The organism is Streptomyces sp. NPDC041200, from assembly GCF_055591805.1.
In genome coordinates this window covers 13,312-31,477 of sequence record NZ_JBVIZF010000033.1, presented here as the reverse complement: position 1 = coordinate 31,477, position 18,166 = coordinate 13,312, and the positions used below count along the sequence as shown (strand labels likewise).

Annotated in this window: 24 protein-coding genes; 1 reads left to right on the top strand and 23 read right to left on the bottom strand. The window is 71.3% G+C overall.

Features of this window, described 5'->3' with window-relative positions:
* Positions 1-136: 136 nt before the first annotated feature.
* The 23 genes from ACZ6CL_RS36250 to ACZ6CL_RS36140 form a co-directional block, all read right to left on the bottom strand.
* Positions 137-1,618: a phage portal protein gene (locus ACZ6CL_RS36250; RefSeq protein WP_468944075.1), complete on the bottom strand. Its 1,482-nt coding sequence runs from the start codon at positions 1,616-1,618 to the stop codon at positions 137-139.
* Positions 1,605-1,775 (bottom strand): hypothetical protein, encoded by a 171-nt coding sequence (locus ACZ6CL_RS36245; protein ID WP_468944073.1) that lies wholly within the window; start codon positions 1,773-1,775, stop codon positions 1,605-1,607. The genes ACZ6CL_RS36250 and ACZ6CL_RS36245 overlap by 14 nt, the downstream gene beginning before the upstream one ends.
* Complete coding sequence (locus tag ACZ6CL_RS36240; RefSeq protein WP_468944070.1) at positions 1,772-3,058, bottom strand: PBSX family phage terminase large subunit; 1,287 nt, start codon at positions 3,056-3,058, stop codon at positions 1,772-1,774. Before ACZ6CL_RS36240 ends, ACZ6CL_RS36245 begins: the two co-directional genes overlap by 4 nt.
* 1 nt (position 3,059) lies before the next feature.
* Positions 3,060-3,620, bottom strand: a complete 561-nt coding sequence (locus tag ACZ6CL_RS36235) for a helix-turn-helix domain-containing protein (protein WP_468944067.1) — start codon at positions 3,618-3,620, stop codon at positions 3,060-3,062.
* A 724-nt stretch (positions 3,621-4,344) separates the two neighbouring features.
* Entirely contained in the window at positions 4,345-4,629 is a 285-nt protein-coding gene (locus tag ACZ6CL_RS36230) for a hypothetical protein (protein ID WP_468944064.1), read from the bottom strand.
* Between the two features lie 82 nt (positions 4,630-4,711).
* Entirely contained in the window at positions 4,712-5,419 is a 708-nt protein-coding gene (locus tag ACZ6CL_RS36225; protein ID WP_468944062.1) for a hypothetical protein, read from the bottom strand.
* A 64-nt stretch (positions 5,420-5,483) separates the two neighbouring features.
* Positions 5,484-6,872, bottom strand: coding sequence for a hypothetical protein (locus tag ACZ6CL_RS36220; RefSeq protein WP_468944059.1), 1,389 nt, complete (start codon positions 6,870-6,872; stop codon positions 5,484-5,486).
* A 193-nt stretch (positions 6,873-7,065) separates the two neighbouring features.
* Complete coding sequence (locus tag ACZ6CL_RS36215) at positions 7,066-7,920, bottom strand: hypothetical protein (RefSeq protein ID WP_468944057.1); 855 nt, start codon at positions 7,918-7,920, stop codon at positions 7,066-7,068.
* A 62-nt stretch (positions 7,921-7,982) separates the two neighbouring features.
* Positions 7,983-8,891 (bottom strand): hypothetical protein, encoded by a 909-nt coding sequence (locus ACZ6CL_RS36210; protein ID WP_468944055.1) that lies wholly within the window; start codon positions 8,889-8,891, stop codon positions 7,983-7,985.
* A gap of 97 nt (positions 8,892-8,988) precedes the next feature.
* Positions 8,989-9,705, bottom strand: a complete 717-nt coding sequence (locus ACZ6CL_RS36205) for a hypothetical protein (RefSeq protein ID WP_468944053.1) — start codon at positions 9,703-9,705, stop codon at positions 8,989-8,991.
* 118 nt (positions 9,706-9,823) lie between these two features.
* Positions 9,824-10,309 (bottom strand): single-stranded DNA-binding protein, encoded by a 486-nt coding sequence (locus tag ACZ6CL_RS36200; protein ID WP_468944051.1) that lies wholly within the window; start codon positions 10,307-10,309, stop codon positions 9,824-9,826.
* 3 nt (positions 10,310-10,312) lie between these two features.
* Positions 10,313-10,834: an HNH endonuclease signature motif containing protein gene (locus tag ACZ6CL_RS36195; RefSeq protein WP_468944050.1), complete on the bottom strand. Its 522-nt coding sequence runs from the start codon at positions 10,832-10,834 to the stop codon at positions 10,313-10,315.
* A gap of 126 nt (positions 10,835-10,960) precedes the next feature.
* The gene (locus tag ACZ6CL_RS36190; RefSeq protein ID WP_468944048.1) at positions 10,961-11,128 is read right to left on the bottom strand and encodes a hypothetical protein; all 168 of its coding nucleotides are present in this window, start codon (positions 11,126-11,128) and stop codon (positions 10,961-10,963) included.
* Complete coding sequence (locus ACZ6CL_RS36185; RefSeq protein ID WP_468944045.1) at positions 11,125-11,580, bottom strand: hypothetical protein; 456 nt, start codon at positions 11,578-11,580, stop codon at positions 11,125-11,127. Before ACZ6CL_RS36185 ends, ACZ6CL_RS36190 begins: the two co-directional genes overlap by 4 nt.
* Positions 11,577-12,251: a zinc finger domain-containing protein gene (locus ACZ6CL_RS36180; RefSeq protein ID WP_468944043.1), complete on the bottom strand. Its 675-nt coding sequence runs from the start codon at positions 12,249-12,251 to the stop codon at positions 11,577-11,579. The genes ACZ6CL_RS36185 and ACZ6CL_RS36180 overlap by 4 nt, the downstream gene beginning before the upstream one ends.
* A complete protein-coding gene (locus ACZ6CL_RS36175) occupies positions 12,248-13,114 on the bottom strand; it encodes a hypothetical protein (protein WP_468944040.1) in 867 nt (288 codons plus the stop codon). The genes ACZ6CL_RS36180 and ACZ6CL_RS36175 overlap by 4 nt, the downstream gene beginning before the upstream one ends.
* A 75-nt stretch (positions 13,115-13,189) precedes the next feature.
* On the bottom strand, positions 13,190-13,726 hold the full coding sequence (locus ACZ6CL_RS36170) for a hypothetical protein (protein ID WP_468944037.1): 537 nt from the start codon (positions 13,724-13,726) through the stop codon (positions 13,190-13,192).
* Positions 13,723-14,625 carry a DNA cytosine methyltransferase gene (locus ACZ6CL_RS36165; protein WP_468944185.1) on the bottom strand — a complete coding sequence of 301 codons (903 nt, stop codon included), beginning with the start codon at positions 14,623-14,625 and terminating at the stop codon, positions 13,723-13,725. Before ACZ6CL_RS36165 ends, ACZ6CL_RS36170 begins: the two co-directional genes overlap by 4 nt.
* Positions 14,626-14,894: 269 nt before the next feature.
* Positions 14,895-15,494: a hypothetical protein gene (locus ACZ6CL_RS36160; RefSeq protein WP_468944035.1), complete on the bottom strand. Its 600-nt coding sequence runs from the start codon at positions 15,492-15,494 to the stop codon at positions 14,895-14,897.
* Complete coding sequence (locus ACZ6CL_RS36155; RefSeq protein ID WP_468944032.1) at positions 15,491-16,666, bottom strand: recombinase RecT; 1,176 nt, start codon at positions 16,664-16,666, stop codon at positions 15,491-15,493. The genes ACZ6CL_RS36160 and ACZ6CL_RS36155 overlap by 4 nt, the downstream gene beginning before the upstream one ends.
* A complete protein-coding gene (locus ACZ6CL_RS36150; protein ID WP_468944029.1) occupies positions 16,663-16,965 on the bottom strand; it encodes a hypothetical protein in 303 nt (100 codons plus the stop codon). Before ACZ6CL_RS36150 ends, ACZ6CL_RS36155 begins: the two co-directional genes overlap by 4 nt.
* Positions 16,966-17,029: 64 nt before the next feature.
* On the bottom strand, positions 17,030-17,212 hold the full coding sequence (locus ACZ6CL_RS36145; protein ID WP_468944026.1) for a hypothetical protein: 183 nt from the start codon (positions 17,210-17,212) through the stop codon (positions 17,030-17,032).
* Positions 17,209-17,448, bottom strand: a complete 240-nt coding sequence (locus ACZ6CL_RS36140; protein ID WP_468944023.1) for an XRE family transcriptional regulator — start codon at positions 17,446-17,448, stop codon at positions 17,209-17,211. Before ACZ6CL_RS36140 ends, ACZ6CL_RS36145 begins: the two co-directional genes overlap by 4 nt.
* A gap of 262 nt (positions 17,449-17,710) precedes the next feature.
* Here ACZ6CL_RS36140 and ACZ6CL_RS36135 point away from each other — a divergent pair, with 262 nt between their 5' ends.
* On the top strand, positions 17,711-18,163 hold the full coding sequence (locus tag ACZ6CL_RS36135; RefSeq protein ID WP_468944021.1) for a helix-turn-helix domain-containing protein: 453 nt from the start codon (positions 17,711-17,713) through the stop codon (positions 18,161-18,163).
* Positions 18,164-18,166 lie beyond the last annotated feature (3 nt).

The window sequence follows — 18,166 nt, the reverse complement described above, 5'->3', positions numbered from 1 at the left end:
GGCCAGCCGCACGACTGGCAACGGCCGGCCGACGGGCTCGGCTTGGTCTGTGCACGCTGCGAACTGGCACACAAGCACTGGACGGGTGGCGCCTGCTCTGGTGCAGCACCGGGCCAATACGTCTACGCCTGACCGGTCACGCGGCAAGCGGGAAGTTACCAACGGGGTCGGCCGGCGCGCCTGCTCCGGTCTCGGCGAGGATCGCCGTCACCTCGGCCTGCACGGCAGTGTCGTCCCAATCGGGGTGAAGAATCTTCACCTTGGTTGCGGTACTGACGGCCCCGGCGCGGTTGAGCAGGTCAAGCGTTGCCGCCGTCTGCTGCTCCGACTCTGCGACTCCGTCGCCGAACTCCACTCGCGGGCGCTCGGGCGTGATGCGCTGCCCGAACTGGGCGGCGTCGAGCTGCAACATGACGTGCAGCATGTCGGCGAGCGCGTGCCGGGCATAGCCGGCCTTCTTCTTCCGGGTCACCATGGCGCGCTGGTCGCGGCTGTCGACTTCCGTTGCGGTGACGGCCTCGCCGCGGCCCTCCAGCCCGAACTGTTGGGCGTTGTAGCCGGCGGTCTGCACGGCCTGTCTCATGGTGGCTTCCGCGGTGGCTTGGTGCTCGGCGACCCGGATATCGAATTGGGCCAGCGTGATGCCGCTGCCTTCGTTCGGCGGCATCTTGAGGGAGTGCCACACCTCCCGATCGTCGTCGAACGACGCGCCCTGTCCGGGGCCATGGTCGCGTAGGTACCCGTCCGGGACGATCAGGCGGGCCCGGGCGAGGCGGATGTCGCGCATCCACGATGACCACACTTCGTCGAGGGCGTCGAACAGGCCATGCAACCCCTGGTAGTCGCTGCGTCCGATCGGGCTTGAGCGGTTCAACCGGTTGGGGAGCATGTTCGGGATGTACGCGGCGGTGAGGTCGCGTATCCCGGTGCTGATGCTGACTCCGTCGTCGTCGAGGCCGTCGACCAGCTCGGCCGTGTCGGGGTGCTCGGTAAGCGGAACGGCGCGGCCGATGTTGTCGCTCGTGCCCTCGTACAGGGCGTGCACGATGCGGCCGGACTCATGGCGCTCGATGTGCCGCCACACGGTGTGATCCGTGCCGCCCTCCAGCACGCGCCAGAAGTTGACGGCGCGCAGCATGCCGAATCGGAATTCCGGGATCGCCGCGTCGGGCTGCATGACGGTCAACAGGGGGCGGTCGGCAAGGTCGCGATCCCACATCACGCGCAAGAACACACCGCTGAGGGCGGCGGCCTGCTCGGCGGCGCCGAGCAGCGTCTGTTGTACGCGGCCCTCGTCGAGCAGCTGCTCGAGGCGGTCTTGCGTGGCCTTGTCCCCGACGGTGATCGTCGGCATGTCGGCGAACAACAGGTCGGCGGAAGTGCGGGCGATGTCGCCGGCGAGGGGGACGTGTAGGCGGTGCTCACGGCGGCCGGCGCGGTGCTCGACGCTGCGCCGGCCCCACAGGCGGCGACGCTCGGCCGGCCGCGGGTGGTGGCCGTAGACGCGGGCGAGGCGGGCAGCGTCGCCGCTGTACCACGCGTCGTCGACGCGCATCTCGGCGTAGAACTTCGACCAGCTCGGCGGCGGCCACGCGGCCCCGTTCTCAGGCAGTGCCATCGGGCGTCACCTCCAAGGGAGCGGCGTCGAACGCGTCGGCGACTGCGCGGAACAGGTCGGCGAGGGCGGGGCGGATGTCTTCGCCGAGCTCGAGCTCGAGCTCGCCGACTTCGGCCGTGTGCTCGCCGACGGTGAGGCGTACGGGCAGGGTGATCATGCGGCGGCGTCCTCCTCGTGGCGCGGTGCGGTGAGCAGGTGGCGCCACTCGTGCGCCGTGGAGTGCACGACGTACCGCAATGCGTCGGCTGAGTGGTCGTCGACTTTCAGCGGGGCGTCTTCGCCCCGTTCGGTGGCCTTGGGGTCCCAGCTATAACCGGGCATCTCGCCGAGCAGTCCCTCGGCCGATCGGTGCACCAACAGGCGGCCGGCGGCGAGCAGGCTCGACACGCTGCGGATACCGTCGGCAACCTCGTTCGAGGCGCGGGCGAGTCCGGGATACCCGTCAGCCCACATCTGCGTACTGAACGATGCGGCGCTCGGGTCAATGAACGTCCACTCGGCGGTCACGCCCGGGGGGCTGTCGCCGCTCGGGTGCTGCCACCCTGCAAGCCACGCCCGGACGGCGGCGCTGTACTGAGAGTCGGTCATGCTGCGGTGCGTGGTGCGGCTGTCGTGGCGCCACTCGCCAGCCACATACAGGCGGCCGTCGACGCCCTCGCCGAGCAGGATTGCCGAGAACGGGTTCGTGGTGCCGTAATCGATCCCGCACCAGTAACGGCGCATCTCGGGCAGGGTGTCGACGACGTGCCGGGCCTCGTCCCACATGTCGTAGATGGCTCCCTCAGCGACCACCCACGCACCATCGATCATCCGGCGGCGCCACAACCCGACATACTCGGCGGCGAGGTCGGCGACGTACTCGGGCGACAAACTCGGGTTGTCGGACAGGCGGAAATGCCACGCCCTGAGATTCAGCTCGCCGGCGCGGTCGAGGTATCCCGTCTTGAGCCAGTGTCGCGGCGAGTCAGGGTTCGTCGTCGAGAACAGGCGCGCCCCGGGCACGGACAGTCGGGCGAGTAGCTGCGTCCAAAACCCCTCGGGTACGAGGGTGGCCTCGTCGACATAGGCGAGCTGTGCGGTAAGGCCACGTAGCCGGCCCTCAGCGCGGGTGTCGGCGGCGCCGATCAGGTGGACGGTGCGGCCGAGAATGGTTGCCGTGGTGGCGCCGCGGGTGTGGCGGACGTGCCGAGCGAGGGGGCCGAACAGGGCCTCGTCGAGCAGGGGCTCGAACACGTTCCGCTCGATCGTCTGCAAGCTGCGGCCACAGATGATGATCAATCCGGACGGGCCCGCGGTGGCAACGGCGATGACGAAAGCCAGCAGCGAGGCAATCGTCTTCCCGCTGCGCACCGATCCGTGCCACAGGTTGATACGGGCCGTGGCGCGGCCGACGCTGCGCAGCTGCTTACGGGACAGGGGCAACGCGTCGAGGTCGAGCACGTCACCCCCCGGTGTCGGCGCCCCCGTCGTCGTCGGCGTCGTCGCCGGCTGCGCGGGTCAGCGCTTCGCCGAGCGCTCCGAGCATCGAACGCACCTGCTCGGCGCCCTCGCTGCCGGCCGCGGGGGCGAGCTTGAGCGACTTCTCAATCGCGGTTCCTGTGGCGGCGATGATCTGGCGCTGATCGCCGAACGTCGGCCGGTCGAGGTGCGTGTCGGTCCATACGTTGTCCTTGCCACCGAACGCCCCGATCGTGCACGGCTCCCACAGCTGGGCACGTAGGCGCTCGGCGTCGTCGTGCAGCTGCTCGGCGAGCTGGGCGCGGCGGGCGGCGAGGTCGGCGCGGCGTACCTCGGTGGCGACGGCCACCTCGCCGGCGCGATCGAATGTGAGGGGTGGCTCGAACGCGGCGGCGATCTTCGACACCGTCGAGGGCGACCGCTTGATGGCGCGCGCGATGTCGTTGCGTCCCTTGCCCTGGCCGTGCAGCCGTCGGACCTGCTCGCGGTCCTCGTCGGTGATGGGGCGGCCCATGGTCACCCCCCGGCGCGGTCGTGCGGGCATACAAAACGCCCCGCGGCGGTGAGCGGCGGGGCGTGGTGCGGCGGGCCTGATTCTGGGCACACCGAAGACAGGCCCAACGTTAGGTCACGGAAAGGTAACGGCGCAAGTTGTGTCCTGACCTGCGATGACCCGATACGCGCCGGCTCGGAAGGCGCCATTACTTACGTCTCAGTGCGGAGTGGTGTAAGTGGTTGGGTAGGCTGGCCTAGGCCGTAATTGCTTAATTGGGTTTATGGCAGTAGGGGTGGGGCCGCCTCTTCTCGGAAGGCGACCCCACGCATGGGAAGCGCTGCAACGCTTCCGGACCGCCTACGCGGTCATTTGGTGACAGGAACGGGCCCGTTTGGCGGTCCTCACAGGTGCCTGTACCAGTCGAGCGCGAGGCGCGCGAGGCTGGCTAGGAACGTGAGGGGCCCCCACGGGCCCTTTCCCTTGTGCGAGTTCTGCTTGTCTCTCACTGGCACCTCCGTTGATGCTCTGCAACTGGATGGCAGCTCAGGGAGGTTGAACCGTTGGTGACTTGCAGTCACTCGCGGGGATGAGCTTATAGAGGCTAAGCGAAGACTGCGATTCCACTGTGGACAACCTTCGCCTTGTGGATACTCCCGGCTTCCACAGCGTAAGAATCACCCCTTCGTGGGGATGAACCGGATAGGCGTGCGACCGCCGCGACGGCCGGTCGTACAGCAGTGCCCCGCTGTGTCATGCAGCGGGGCGCGGTCCGTCATACGGCCTGGTCAGCCTGTCGGACAGGCTGATATGGGTCGAGAGTCGCGGTGCGGATTACCGGCGCCACGCCCGCCGGGTAGGCACCGCTTGCCCATGCGCCGTAATACACGTTGGCGAGGACGAGCAGGGCTTGTCGGACGGCGGTGGACGCGTCGCATCCGGTGCGCATGATCACAGCGAGGTCGTCGTACATGCCCTCGTCGAGGATGCGCACGGACATGGACCGGCCGACCGCGGGCGGGAGGTTGCGGCGGGGCTCGGTAGGGTTGGGTTCAGCCATGGTCGGGGGTTGCTCCCGTCTGTGGTGAGTCGGGCCCGTACGGCGGTGAGGTCGCCGGAACGGGCCCGCGCTGCTGACTGGGCTACTGCTCGGGGTCGGTGGGCGGCTGCTCGCCGTCCTCGGTGGCGAGCTCGCGCAACACCTGATAGACGCGCGACGGCGTGAGGCCGAGTTCGTCGGCGATCTGCGGCGGCTTCGTGCCGCGGTCGCGCGCTGCTCGGATCGCCCGCGAGGTGACGGCGACGGCGGCCTCGCCCGCGAGGCGTAGGGCGCGAACGTCGGCGAGGTCGAGGTCGTCGGCGAGGTTGTCGAGGAACTGCTCGAGGTCGGCGGGGTCGGCGGTGTTGGTGCGCGCCTGGTCGTACTGCTCGGCGAGGTCGTGTACGTCGGCGTACGGGTCGAGGTCGTACGGGTTGGTGTCGCCTGCTTGGGCGCGGCGGGCGGCGCTGTCGCGTTCGTGCTGGATCAGCTCGGCGAGCGCCTGCTCGGCGAAGCGGCGGGCCGCGTCGGTGGGCTGGAGGCGGCGCCGCTTGACGCGGCGGCTGATCTCGACCGGCGAATACGACCGGCCGGCCTGGTAGTCGTCGGCGTGCTGCTCGGGGTGGTCCTCGCTCGGGTCAGTGGTGTCGGGGCCGTCGTCCTCGACCTGCTGCAACCCCTTGGCAGCGGCCATGCCTTCGAACGCGGCCTGTTGGCCGAGCAGGCTACGCGGTCCCTTGCTGGGGTCGGTGCGCCGGTAGTGCGCGACGGTCGGCTCGTCGCCCTGCTCGGCGGGCTGCTGGTCGTTCACGTGCTGCTCCTGTCGGTGTGGGATAGGGCCCGCCCCCGGGGCGAGGGCGGGCCGGTCGGGTGAGTTAGAACGGGGGCTCGCCGTCGAGGTCGGCGGCGACGGCGTCGGACGCGTCGAGGGCGCGGGCGTACCTGGCGTCGCGCTCGGCGGCGAGGCGGGCGCGCTCGAGCGGGGTCAAGCGAGGGCGGGGGCGGCATGCGTCGTGCCACTGCTCGCCGGTGGGGATCGGGTACCCGCATCCCTCGCAGCGTGCGGCGAGGCGGGCGTCACGGTGGGAGTGGGGGCCGTGCTCGCACAGCACCACCTGTACGTCCCTGCTGCCCGTGTAGCGCAACACGCTGGCGCGGTCTTCGGCCTCGCGGCGGCCGAGTCCGCACATGATCAGCCCTTGCCATTCGCCGCGGATCACGACGCGCTGCGTCACGGCCCACATGAGCGCGGGCTCGAGCTCGAGGGGGCGCGGCTGCTCGGGGGCGAACAGGGCGGGGTACTCGCGGGCGAGGTGGATGTCGATACGGGCCTGTACGGCGGGCGGGACGGGCACGCCGTGCGCGCGGTGCTCGGCTGCAATGCGCCCGTCCATCTCGGCGCGGTGCGCGGCGCGCTCGGCGTCGGCCTTGGCCTTGATGCGGGCGAGGGCGGCGCGGCGCTGCTCGCGATCGGTGGCGCGGTCGTCGAACAAGGCGCCCTGCTCGGCGTCGAGCTCGACCGCGAACAGGGCGTCGTCGGCCTGCTGGCCGATCCACTCGCCCCGCCACGTGCCGTCGGTGGCGTCGGCCTCGGTGACCAATTGCGCGGCGTACAGTGCTTCGGCTTCGGCGACGGTGTCGACGGCGGCCTCGACCTGCTCGGCGTGCTCGACGGCGTCGGCGGCGCGCGCAGCGGCGTCGAACTGCTCGACGGCCTCGGCCTCGACGGCGTCGACGTGCTGCTCGGCGAGGGCGAACCCGTGCTCGGTGGCGATGCGCTCGGCGCGAATGGCGCTGTCGGCGTATCGGCCGTCGTCGAGGATGCGCGGGTCGCCCGTGATGCGATGCAGCTTGCCGTGTGCCACGGTCACGGCGACCGGCCACGCGCTACGGAGGAAACCGACGACGCCCTCGCGCTCGATGATCAGTACGTCGCCGTCGCGGATGTCGTCGCCGCACTGGGTGCGGTTGTACGCGTCCTCGGTGCTGTCGTACTTGTGGACCATGAGGGCGGGCGAGTAGCCAGCGCGGGCGATCCACAGGCGGGCGGCGTCGCGCGTCGCGCGGGTGTAGGCGCGGGGGACGCTGAGGATGTGTTCGGCGTGCCGGCTGATGACGTGCAGCACGCGCGTGCTGGTCGGCTCGATAACCAGCGTTCGACCTCGACCGCGGCGGGCGGCGTCGAGGGCGGCGGCGGTCTCTTCGTCGCCGATGTACTGCGCGGCGAGGTGGTCGGCGAGTGCTCCGGGAATCGTGACGCTCATAGGGGGTTGCTCCCTTGGCTGATGAGTGCCGGGTGAGGTCCGGCGCCCGCCGAGTGAGGTTCGGCGGGAGCCTTACTGTAGCGGCTTCACAAGTGGCTACACAAGCGGGTTCACAAGTTGCTACACAGCGGGGGTGTCGGGCAACTGCCCAACACCCCCCGTGACTTGGCCGGACGCTGCCCCTGGGTCCGCCCTACTCCTCCCGCCGGCGCGCCTCGAGGGCGACGTACAGACCGACCAGATCAGCGCCCCGCCACGCCCGCCGGCCGCGGTCGTCGAGCAGGACAGGCGCCCCGCACGCGTAGCCCGTCGAGCAGGTGACCACAGGTTCGCCCCCCGACTTGGTGCGGCCGAGCAGGCGCCCGCCGCACCATGGGCACGGGCTGTCGAGGGTGGTCGTGCGGCCGTCGCGACCGAGCGCGTGCTCGACGGCGGCACGGGCGTGGCGCGCGACGCGTGCGGCCTCCTCGAGCTGCAACGTCCGTACGGGGGTGAACAGGTCGCCGTCGGTGCCCTCGCCGAGTAGCCGGCCCTCGATCCACACCGCGGCCCAGTGCAGCCCGTACGCGCGTGATCCGGGCGAGGCGACGGCGGCTGGCCCGGTGTCGCGGTTGGTGGGGAGGTGCCACCGTGCCGGGTCGTCGCGGTCGTCGGGGTCAAGGATGGTGTCGGCGGGGGCGCCGTAGGTGGGGGTCTCGATGTGCCGGATGGGGCGCTGTACCTGCTCGGCGAGGTAGTCGGCGAGGTCGAACAGGGCGCGCTCGACCTCGAGGGCGGCGTCGAGCGCGGACAGGTTTACGGGGGCGGGGTGCTCGCGCAGCGTTAGCGGCGTTCGGCCGATGCGGGCGACTTGCTGCTCGTCGAGGTCGTCCTCGGCGCGGTCGTCCGTGGCGAGCTGGTCGAGGAATCCGCGGGCCTCACGCGGGGGCCATTCGGCGGCCGGCGGGCGGGATATGGCGGCGAGCAGGTCGCCCCACTGCTCACGGACGGCGGCGAGGTCGTCAGCTGCGCCGCGGGCGGTGGTCGCGGCGTCGAGGGTGCTCGGCATTGGGGGGTTGCTCCTGGTGCTCGAGGGCGCCCTCGCGGTTGTGCGGGGTGCCCGGGGCCGGCTTATGGGTGGGCGAGGGTGTACGGGATCGGCTCGTCGGCGACGGCCTCGAGGTCGTCCTCGGCGAGTTGGGCGAGGTCGGCTTCGGCGGCGGGCCCGGGCCGGGGGGCGTCGTGCTCGAGCGGGCAGCAGACGGCGTGTACCGCGTCGTAGTACCGGCGGATGAGCTGGCCGGCGTCGAGGTGGTCGAGGGCGCGGCCGGCGGTGAGCGCTTCGGTGAGGGCGTGTATGGGATGGTCCGGCCCGGCAACGGCGGGCACGCATCGGGCCGGCCTTGGCTGCTCTGCCTCGTGGGCGAGGTCGGCCTCGAGGTCGGCGACGCGCTGCTCGAGCTCGGCCCGGCCATGCTCGGCGACGCGGGCGGCGGTCTCCAACTTGCTCGCCCGGTGGCGCTGGGCGGCGAGCTGGTGCCACAGCTTTTCGGAGTGCAGACGGTAGCGGTCGGCGCGCTCCTCGGCGTCGACGCGGGCGGCGCGGTCGTACTCGGCGACGTGCGCTGAGGTGGGCCCGGTGGCGTCGTGCACGCGGGCGAGGGCGCCCTCGGCACGGCTGGCGCGGGCGAGGGCGTGCGCGTGGGCGTCGAGGGCGTTCTCGCCGAACACTGCCCGGTACTGGCGCAGCTGCTCGGACGCGTCGGCGGCGGCCTGGCGCTGCTCGGCGAGCTCGGCCTCGAGGCTGCGTATCGCCTCGTCGGCGCCGGCCCGGGTGCGCTCGAGGGCGCGTGTGGTGCCGGCGTTGACGCTGCGGGATTCGTCGGCGGTGCGCTGTTCCTCGGTGACGTAAGCGCGCAACATGACTGCCTCGGCCCGGGAGAGGCGGCCACGCTGCGCGCGGGCGAGCAGCACGTCGAGGGCGGCGCGGCGGTCGCGGCGCTCGTGTTCACGCGGCTTGGTACGTGAGTGGCGGGTCACTTGGGTTCCTTACGGGCGAGGCGGGCGAGGTCGAGGTCGGCGCGGCGGCGGGCGGCGCGGGCGCGCCATGCGGCGAGCAGGCGGGCGGCGAGGCGCTTCACTCGGTGTTCCGCTGGGCCTTGTGGATGTAGTGCGAGGGGCGCAGCGCGCAGCGTCGGCACCGGCGCATGTCGCGCTTCGCCCACGACGGCCGGACAGTGACGGGGTCGGCCTCGTGCGGGGTGTCCTGCTCGTGGTCGCATCCGGGGCAGCTGTCGCGCAGCAGGCCGTATCCATGGGCGCAACCGACGACGGTCGGTGTGGCCGGCTGCTCCTCGACGGGCTCGGGCTCGGCCGGCTGCTCGAGGTCGACCTCGATACGCGGGCGCGGGTCGTCGTCGGCCTGCTCGGTGTCGGCCGGCGCGGTGTTGTTGCGCTCGGTGTCGGCCTGCTCCATGGCGGTTCGCAGGTTGCGGCTGAACTCGGCGAACGCGGCGGCGAGTGTCGATGGCGGGGCGGCCTGCTGCTCGATGTCGGCCCGGTCGGTGTCGTCGTCGGGGATGCGGTCGGCGAGGTGGTCGAGCAGGTCGTCGAGGCCGCGGGGGCGGCGCGTGGCGGGCCGGTCGTGTACGGGGCAGGGGCGGCCGGTGGCGAGGCTGAATCCGCAGTTCCCCGTATCGCCCTCAAGGCTGTCGGCGATCTGGCGCAGCACGTCGGCGGCGACCGTGCGGGGAACGCTGGTCGATATCTCGGCCGGGCCGTGGTTGGGCACGGTGACGATGAGGCAGTGGGTGTCGAGGCTGGCGACGTTGACAGCGTCGGGGATGCGGTTCATGGGGCCGGGCTCCTGCTTCTCGTGTTCTTCGTTCGGAAGTTGATGAACGTCGTATTCGCGCAGGGCTCGCGCGCGCGGCGCGGGCTGCGACCGGACGTGGCGCGCGGTCGCAGCGGGGTTAGAACGGGGGCTCGTCGCTGTATCCCTGCTGCCGTGTGGCCCATGAGTCGGGCTGTTGGGCGTAGCCGTTGCCCTGCTGGCCGTATCCGCCCTGTTGCGGCTGCTGGGTGCCGTTCCTGCCGTTGGCCTTGGTTACGGCGGCTGTGGCGGTCTTGAGGCTCGGGCCGATTTCCTCGACGTTGAGCTCATAGACGGTGCGCTTGATGCCCTCGCGGTCCTCGTAGCTGCGTTGCGTGAGGCGGCCTTGGGCGATGACGCGCATGCCACGGGCGAGGGATTCGGCGACGTGCTCGGCCTGCTGGCGCCACACGGACGACCGGAGGAAAAGCGTTTCGCCGTCCTTCCATTCGTTGGCCTGCTTGTCGAAGTGGCGGGGCGTGCTGGCGATGGTGAAGTTTGCGACGGGGGCACCGGACGGGGTGAACCTGAGTTCGGGGTCGTCGGTGAGGTTGCCGATTACGGTGATGACGGTGTCGCCGGCCATGGGTTAGGCGGCCTGCCTTTCGGGGGTGGTGGCGCTGGGGGTGATGGGCGCGACGGGGGCGAGCTGGTGCTCGCGTGCGGCGGCGCGGCGTTCGCGGGCGGCCTTGCGCTTGCATGCGCGGCATTTCCGGGTGCCGTTGGGTGCGCGGTAGGTGTTGGCCTCGTCGTAGGCGTGGCCGGCCGGGCAGTGCGTGACGGCGGCGCGGGTGGCGACGTGGTTCGTCGAACGGAGGATGTTCACGCGGTGCGTGACGGGGTCGAGGTGTGATCGGCGCACGCATGCGCGGTTCCGGCACCGGTGGTCGACCTCGAGGCCGTCGGGTATGGGCTGGCCGTCGGCGAGCTCGACGGCGGCGCGGTGGGCCTTGACGGTGCGTCCGTCGAGCCAAAAGGTGCCGTAGCCCTTCCCGTTGCTGCTGCCTGTCCAGAGGTGGCAGGGGCCGAGCACTCCGCGGATGAGTGGCAGGGGGCCGGCGGTGTTGACCTTGGCTGCGAATCGCTCGGCGGCGGCGAGGGTGTGGGCCATGGCGTCTATCTCCGTTACGTATCTGTCGTTCTGAATGTTCTTTCTCGGTAGACATGTTTTCTGTCTGAACAGAAAGTTAGCGGAGAGGGGGGCGCGCCGAATACGGGGACGGCCCCCTGGGTGGCTCTACGCTGCCGGCCGTGGACAGGTGAGGATCGGGTCAATGACCGTCCACCCCTGTGCCTCGAGCTCGCCGACGACGTGCTCGGCTACGTCCTCGGGCTGGTCGAGGTCGCGGCGGTGGGCGTCCTCGACGGCGGCCCGGATCGCGGCGACGGCGGCGGCGGGCATCATCGCTGGGCACCGGTGATGTGCCGGGCGCGCTGCCGGTTTTCGGGCCGGACGATGGCGGGCGGCGCCATGAGGGCGCGGGCGTGCGTGGTGGCCTCGGCGGCGAGGCGGCGCCGGCGGCGCTCGGCTTCGGCCTGGCGCTCGGCGCGCTCGGCCGCGGCCTGCTCGGCGAGTTGCTGCTCGGCGACCAGCGCGGGCCCGTCGACCTCGTACAGGGTCCGCCACGCGTCATACCCGCGGTGCTCCTCGACGGTCACCCATGCGCCCTGCGCGGCCATGTCGCGGGCGATCCGGTCGCGGGCGCGTCGGTCCTGCGTGGTCTTGACGGCGGGCCGGTCGGGGCGCTGCGGCCACGCACCGGTGATGCGGTAGCCGCTGGTGTTCTTCGTGCGGTCGCTCGCGGTGGACTTGCGGCGGTGCGCGGGGCGGTCGGGGTGCTTGCGGTTGCGGTTCATGCGGCGGCTCCCTGGGCGTTGTGGCGGGCGCTGGCGTCGTCGAGGCGGGACGGGTGCGGGGTGCTGCGCGGGGCGCGGTGCCGGTTACGGCACGGCTGGCCGGCGGGGGAGCGGCACGGCGGGTGCGTGCACGGCACGTCGAGCGGGTCGGGCTGGCCGTGCTGGGCGAGAGATTCGCGCTCGGCGCGCACGGGCCGGTACGGGCGCAGCTCCTCGGCGGCGGCGTCGGGGATGCGGCGGCCGACTCCCTTGAGGCGGTCGGCGACTTCGGGTGCGGGCCCGCCGGTGAGGGCCCGCGGCGCGGTCGAGGGGGCGAGGCCGACGGCCTGCGTCGCGGTCTGGGCCTCGAGGCGGCCGTCGGCCACGGCGGCGGTGAGGGCGCGGCGGCGCGCGAGGAACTGCCTCGGCGTCTCGTCGGGCCGGCCGTCGTCCAGCACGTTGGCGCGGTCGATGCGCTCGGCTCGAATGCGGGCTCGCTGGGCCCGGACGTGGGCGGGCGTGAGCCACTTCTCGGTTTCGGCGTAGTGGCGGGCGACGGCCTCGCGGGCGTCCTCGTCCAGCGGCATGGCGTTGAGGGCGGCGGCCCATGCGCGGGCGTCGGCCTCGCCGACGGTGCGGCGGTCGAACGCGGCGGCGAGGGTCAGCAACTCGGATGCGTCGGCGGGGGTCACTGTGCGGCCTCCTGGGCGCGCAGACGGGCGGTCAGGCTCATGCCTTCGGCGACGCGCTGATCGGTGGTGGAGGGCCGGGCGGCGGCGAGCGAAACGACGTTGCCGGCCGGGCGGGCGGCCTGGAGGCGCAACGTGTCGTACTTCTCGCGCAGCTTCGGCATGCTGAGCACGTTGGAACGCCAGAAGTCCGAGTTCTGGCACCAGTCGATTGCGCCGTGTACCTGCTCCTCGGTCCGGCCGTCCTTGTCGAGTAGCAGGCGTGCGGCGGTGCGCCACGTTTTCGTGATCGTCGGCCGCTTGCTGCCGTTGCCTTCGATCCGGTCCGCAAGGTGGTTGCAGACGCGTTCGACGTCCTCGCGCAGCTGCGCCGTGTCGGGTAGCTGCGGAGCGGCGACCGACGTTCCCTGTTCCCTGTTCCCTGTTCCCTGTTCCCTGTTCCTTTCCGGGCGTGAGTCCTCACTGAGTTGCGAGTGAGGGGCCGGTGAGTCGTCATCACTGCTGGTCGGCGGGGGTGGCGGGGTCGTTTCGCCCTGCTCGGGGGCGGGGAGCCTGCTCGGGGTCGGCCGATTGATGCGCTGGTGCTCGCGCCACCCGTTGACGGCCAAATACGGCTTCCGGCTGAGGGTGTAACGACTGATCAGTGAGCACTCAGTGAGGGCTCGCAAGTCGTCCTCGACGTCCGCGGCGGTGCGGTCGTCGAGCGGCCAGACGGCGGCCTTGATGAGCCGTGCGTCGTCGACGGCGCGGCCCTCGTCGTCGCAGTGCGTCCACAGGCCAATGAACGTCAGCCGCTGCTCGGGGGTGAGGTCGGCCACCGTGAGACTGGTGAAAAACTCCGGCTTGATAGTGCGTATGCGGGGCACGGACGTGGCTCCTATCGGTGGTGTGGGGACAGGGCGCCCGGGGCGAGGGCGGGGGAGCCCTCGCCCCGGAGCAGGTCACTGCGTGGCGGGGAGGTGGTACGGGTGCGTCTTAGACGGCTGGTGCTGTTCGCACCGGGGCCCGCACGAGTAGGGGTGGACGGGCTCGCCGCCGCATCTCGGGTTGCCGTGGCCACAGCCGGTCGGCTTGGGGTTGTTGCACGCGTCGCAGTACCGGCGGCCGTCGCCGCGGTGTCGGCCGTGTACGGCCTGGTCGTGATCGCATGACGGCGATCGATGCCGAACGCCGGTGACAGCGGCGAGGGCGGCGCGGTCGCGCTGTCGGGTCTGCTGGTCGTCGACGTGCGCGGGATCGCAGCAGTGCGGCATGCCGCAAGTTGGCTGGACGGTGCCTACCGGCGCGCGGCCGGTGCGCAGGATGAACGCGGCCTGTGCGGCCGTGTAGTCCTTGCCGCGGTAGCGAAAGCGTCCGGCACCGGATGCGGTGCGGTTGGCCGTGGTCCACTCGCGGTGGCCGTCGGCGGTGGCGCGGGAGCGGCGGGCGAACTGCTCGGCGAGGCCGTCGGGGATGCCCGGCGAAGTGGCGGTCGTCACGCGGCTACCCCTTGGCGGGCGGCGGCCCGGTCGAGCAGGAAGCGCAACGCAGTTGCCGCCTGGAGCGGGACCACTCCGTTACCGGCGGCCCGCATCTGCGCGGAGCGCGACAGTCCGGGGACCGCGGATATGTGACCATCGGGGAGGCCCATTAGCCACTCAAGGAAAAGAGGGTTGGGGCGTCCTTGGCCGTTGAGCGGCGGCGGCGCCGGTCGGCCGATGACCTGTTCCCATCGGTGGAGGGCGGGGGCGTACTTGCCCCAAGGTGCTCGACCACATCCGCAATCGACGGCTGATGCCCTCCGGCCCGCCGCTTCTCCGGGTGCTGCGCTCCGCCGTTGTCCCCGAGATTGGCGGTAGGGGTCGGCAGCATGGCCAGGACGGTCGGAAGCTGCCCTTTCTGCCCGCCACCCTTGTAGTCCCTCGCGGCGGGTGTCGGCAGGCCAGGCGAGGATGAACAGGCGTTCCCGCTGGTGAGCGGCGCCAACGCCGGACGCGCGTGCAGTTGTCCACTCCGCATCGAACCCGAGCGCGGCAAGATCCCTGAGAACGTCTCGGAATCCGATCCGAAGGTGATTTGCGACGTTCTCAAAGAAGCAGAGTCGGGGTCGTAGTACGCGAATGGCGGTGGCAATGTAAGGCCAGAGGTGTCGATCATCTGCGGTGCCTTTCTGCTCGCCGGCGATGCTGAACGGCTGGCACGGGTAGCCGCCGGTCAGTAGGTCGACGGGCTCAACCTCCGCCCACTCAACGCCGGTTATGTCGCCGAGATTGGGCGTGTTGGGGTGGTGGTGGGCGAGAATTCGAGTCGCGCCGGGGTCGGGGTCGGCTACCCAAGTGAGCGATCCGCCCAGTACGTCCATAACGGCCGCGTCGAGTCCGCCGTATCCGGTGCACACAGAGCCGATACGGGGGTCGTCGTCGACGGCGAGCTGTCCCTCGACGGGGGCCGGGGCCGGGGTGCCGAGGATGCGCGAGGCATGGTCAAGAGTGATGCTCAACGGGGTTGCTCCGTTATGGGGCCCGCCCCGTGGTGTGGGGCGGGACGGGGGCTACGGGCGGCGGTTGCGCTGGGTGGCGCGGTACAGGGCGGCGAGGCGGGCCTCGATGGCCCACGCGCCAACGGCGAGGGCAGCGAGGCAGGCGAGGTCACAGACGGCGGCGAGCATCACGCGGCGGCTCCCTCGTCGCCCGGGCCCGGGGCCGGTGCGAGGGCGGGCAGGATGATCGGGGCGAGCTGCCCGGACCGCCACGCCGAGGCGACCAGCTCGCGGCCGTCTTGCGGGCGTGCCTTGGTCTTCCGTAGGAAGTTCATCGAGTGCGTGCGCTTGCGGCTCGGCTTGATCTCCACACCGGGCACCTCGTGCACTTCGCCCGTTTCCGGGTCGACGATCCGGGCGGCGCCCGCCGCGGTCATCTCGGCGAGCAGGCGAGCGGTGAACGCGGCCTGCACGCTCTTGACGATGCGGGTTACGGCCTCGGCGGGGTACGTCGTGCGTACCCACGCGGTGAACGCGTCCTCGTCGACGATCTGCGCGGCCTTTTCGCCGACGCTGAGGGAGGCGGACCCCACCTTTGTGCCGTCGGGCAAGATCGCATCGAACTTCGTTCCGCCGGTGGCGAGCTGCTGCTCGTCGAGGAGGTGCTGAACTTCGGTCCGGGCGGTCTCGTACTCAGCGTCGATGTGGTCACGAAGCGCCTTGAGAACAGCCTCGCGGGTGACGGCGGCGCGCACGGCGGTCGTGGTGGGTGGCTGCTCGGCGGTCACGCGGCGGCTCCCTGGACGGCCTCGAGCAGGTCGTCGCGCTGCGATCGCAGCTGCTCGACGGTGGCCTCGCTCGGCTTGCACTGGTGCGCCGCGGTGAACGCGTCGTCGGCTTCGGCGCGGTTGAGACCGGCCGCGGTGGCGGCGTCGTACATGGCGGTGAGCTCGGCGGCGTGCTCCGGGGCCTGCTCGCCGGTCGGGGCGGTGCTCTCCGGCTGCTGCTCGGCCTGCTGCTGGGGCTGCTTGGCACCGGGCTTGGTGGCACCGACGGCGGCGAGCTGGGCGAGGTACGTCTCGGGGGCGCCGGCGGTCTTGGCGGCCTTCCATACGACTCCGGCGGCGGCGGCGTCCGGCGCGGCGTGCACGGCCCGGATCGCCTCCAGTTGCGCGAGGTAGTGCTCGGGGGCGCCCGCGGCGGTGGCGTCGCTGCTGATGGCGGCGAGCTGGTCGGCGTCGGCGGTGGCGACGGCCTCGGCGAGGTAGTCGCGGGCCGGCCGCGGCTGCTCGGTGTGCGGAATCGTCTCCGGGACCGCGGTGCCGGCGGGCACCTCGACGGCGTTCCCCTCTTGGTCGACGACGGCGCCCAGTTCCTCGGGCGTGTAGATGGCGCCGTGCAGCACTTCGGGGCAGGCGATACGGACGGCCTCGGCAATCGCCCTGCTCCGGAGCATGGCGCGCGGGTACTTTTCCCAACTCGTGGGCCGGTTCTTGTCGTCGCGGGCGTACGGGCGACCGTTACGCAGCTCGCACAGGCAGGCGGTCACGGCGTCGTCGAGAGTCCACTCGACGACCGTTTCATCGTCGGGATCGTCGTGCCGGACGATCCGCACCACACAGCTGGTGCGCTCGGCCTTGATGCGCACGCGGTGCCCAGCCTCGCGGGCGCGGGACAACATGAGGTCGGCACTCTGCGTCGGCTTGCCCTTGATGACGTGGATGGTGGTGATGGTGGTCACCACGTCGAGGCCGAGCGCGCGGCCGTACTCCATCGCCCACAGCACCGATGCCGGGTTCTTGCGGTACGGGTCCGGCAACAGCGGGGTGTTCGCGAGGCTTTCGCAGAAGAGCCACGCTTCGCGCGGGGTCATGTGGGCGAGGGAGAGGGCGCCCCCGCGCTGGGGGACGGCGGGGACAGCGGCCGGCGCCGGCCGGCGCTCAACGGCGGTGCTCGTCATGCGGTGTGCTCCTGGGTGCGGTTGCGGGCGGGGCGGGCGCCGAGCATGTTGAGCAGGGCGGCGCGGGTGCCGGCGGCCGTCGCAGCGCGTATGCCGCACTCGTAGTGCGGCGCGGTCTCGTCGACGGCGGCGAGGTCGAGGGCGATCACGTTTGCCGCGTGGAGCGTGAGCAGGCGGGCGACATCTCGCGGGTTCTGCGCGAACGTGAAGGCGAGCTCGTCGAGGTTGAGCTCGACCAGCTCGGCGGCGCGGTCGTCAGCAGGCGGCGACTGATCGCCAGGGATAACAGCGAGGTTCACGGCAGGGCCTTTCTGTGCTGTCGTGCTGGGCCGTTCCGGGCGCATCCGGGGGGCCCGCTGTGCGTTATGCGGCGGCGCGGTGCGCGGGGGCCGCGGTGCGCTGCTGGCGCTCGAGGCGGCGGCATATGAGCTCGACCTCGGGGGCGAGACGGCCGGCGGCGCGGTCGGCGTCGCGGCGGGCGCGGGCCCGGTCGAGTACGGCGCGGGCGTTGGCGTACGCCTGCTCGCGGGTGATGGGGGCGCTCATGCCGCGGCCTCGAGCGGCTGCTCGACGCGCTCAGCGTCGGCGAGCTTGAGCAGCCGTGACGCGGGGATGCCGTACACCAGTTCGACAGCGGCGGCGACACGCGCGGACGGCGCGGTTTTGCCGGTCCACAGGCGCCATGCGGTCGCGGGGGCAACTTTCAGACGGGCGGCGAGGGCGGTGTAGTGCTCATCGCCCTTGTCCGTGGCGACGGCCTGCAAGAGGGCACGGTCGTACATGAGACCGATCCTTTCTGGTCAGACAGAGTGTCTGTCTGGGCAGAAAGTAACACCTATCTTTCAGGAGTGAAAGTTAGCGCCGGTCGCGACGGGTACTAGGTCGTTGACACTGGGCAAGGAACCGCGCAGAATCGGGCAAACGTTCTACGAAACGACGCAGGTCAGACGGCCCATGCGCACACGAGGGGGTACGCCATGGATCAGCTGGTCATGTCTGAAAGGCGGTCTGTCAGGGGAGGCAGTACCGCGCTACATTTCACCCATGAAAAACAACAAGGATGGCGCGTCCGACCACCGCGCCGCCACGCTCGCCAGCTGGCTGCAACAACAGCTGACGACCCGTGGCTATGACATCTCCGGACCGCGCAGCGGGGGCAAGAGCGCGTTTGCGACGGATTCGGGCATTAGCCCGTCCACTGTCGGCCGCCTGCTCCGCGGCGACAGCGTCACTGACACTCGCGTGCTCGCCCTGCTCGCCGCGGCGCTACGCGTGCCGCTGGGCGAGGTGCTGGTACGTGCCGGAGTCCTCAACGAGAGCGAACTCAGGGCCGTACAGCATCCGACGACAAGCTCACGCCGCATTACACCCGAGCAGGCCGCCGACGAACTCGGCATCACTGACAGTCAGGCACGCCGTCTGTTCGTTTCCATGGCCGAGACTCTGCAACGCCAGCCACCCCCCGATACAGGCGAGGGGAACCTCGCAGAGAACTAGCAC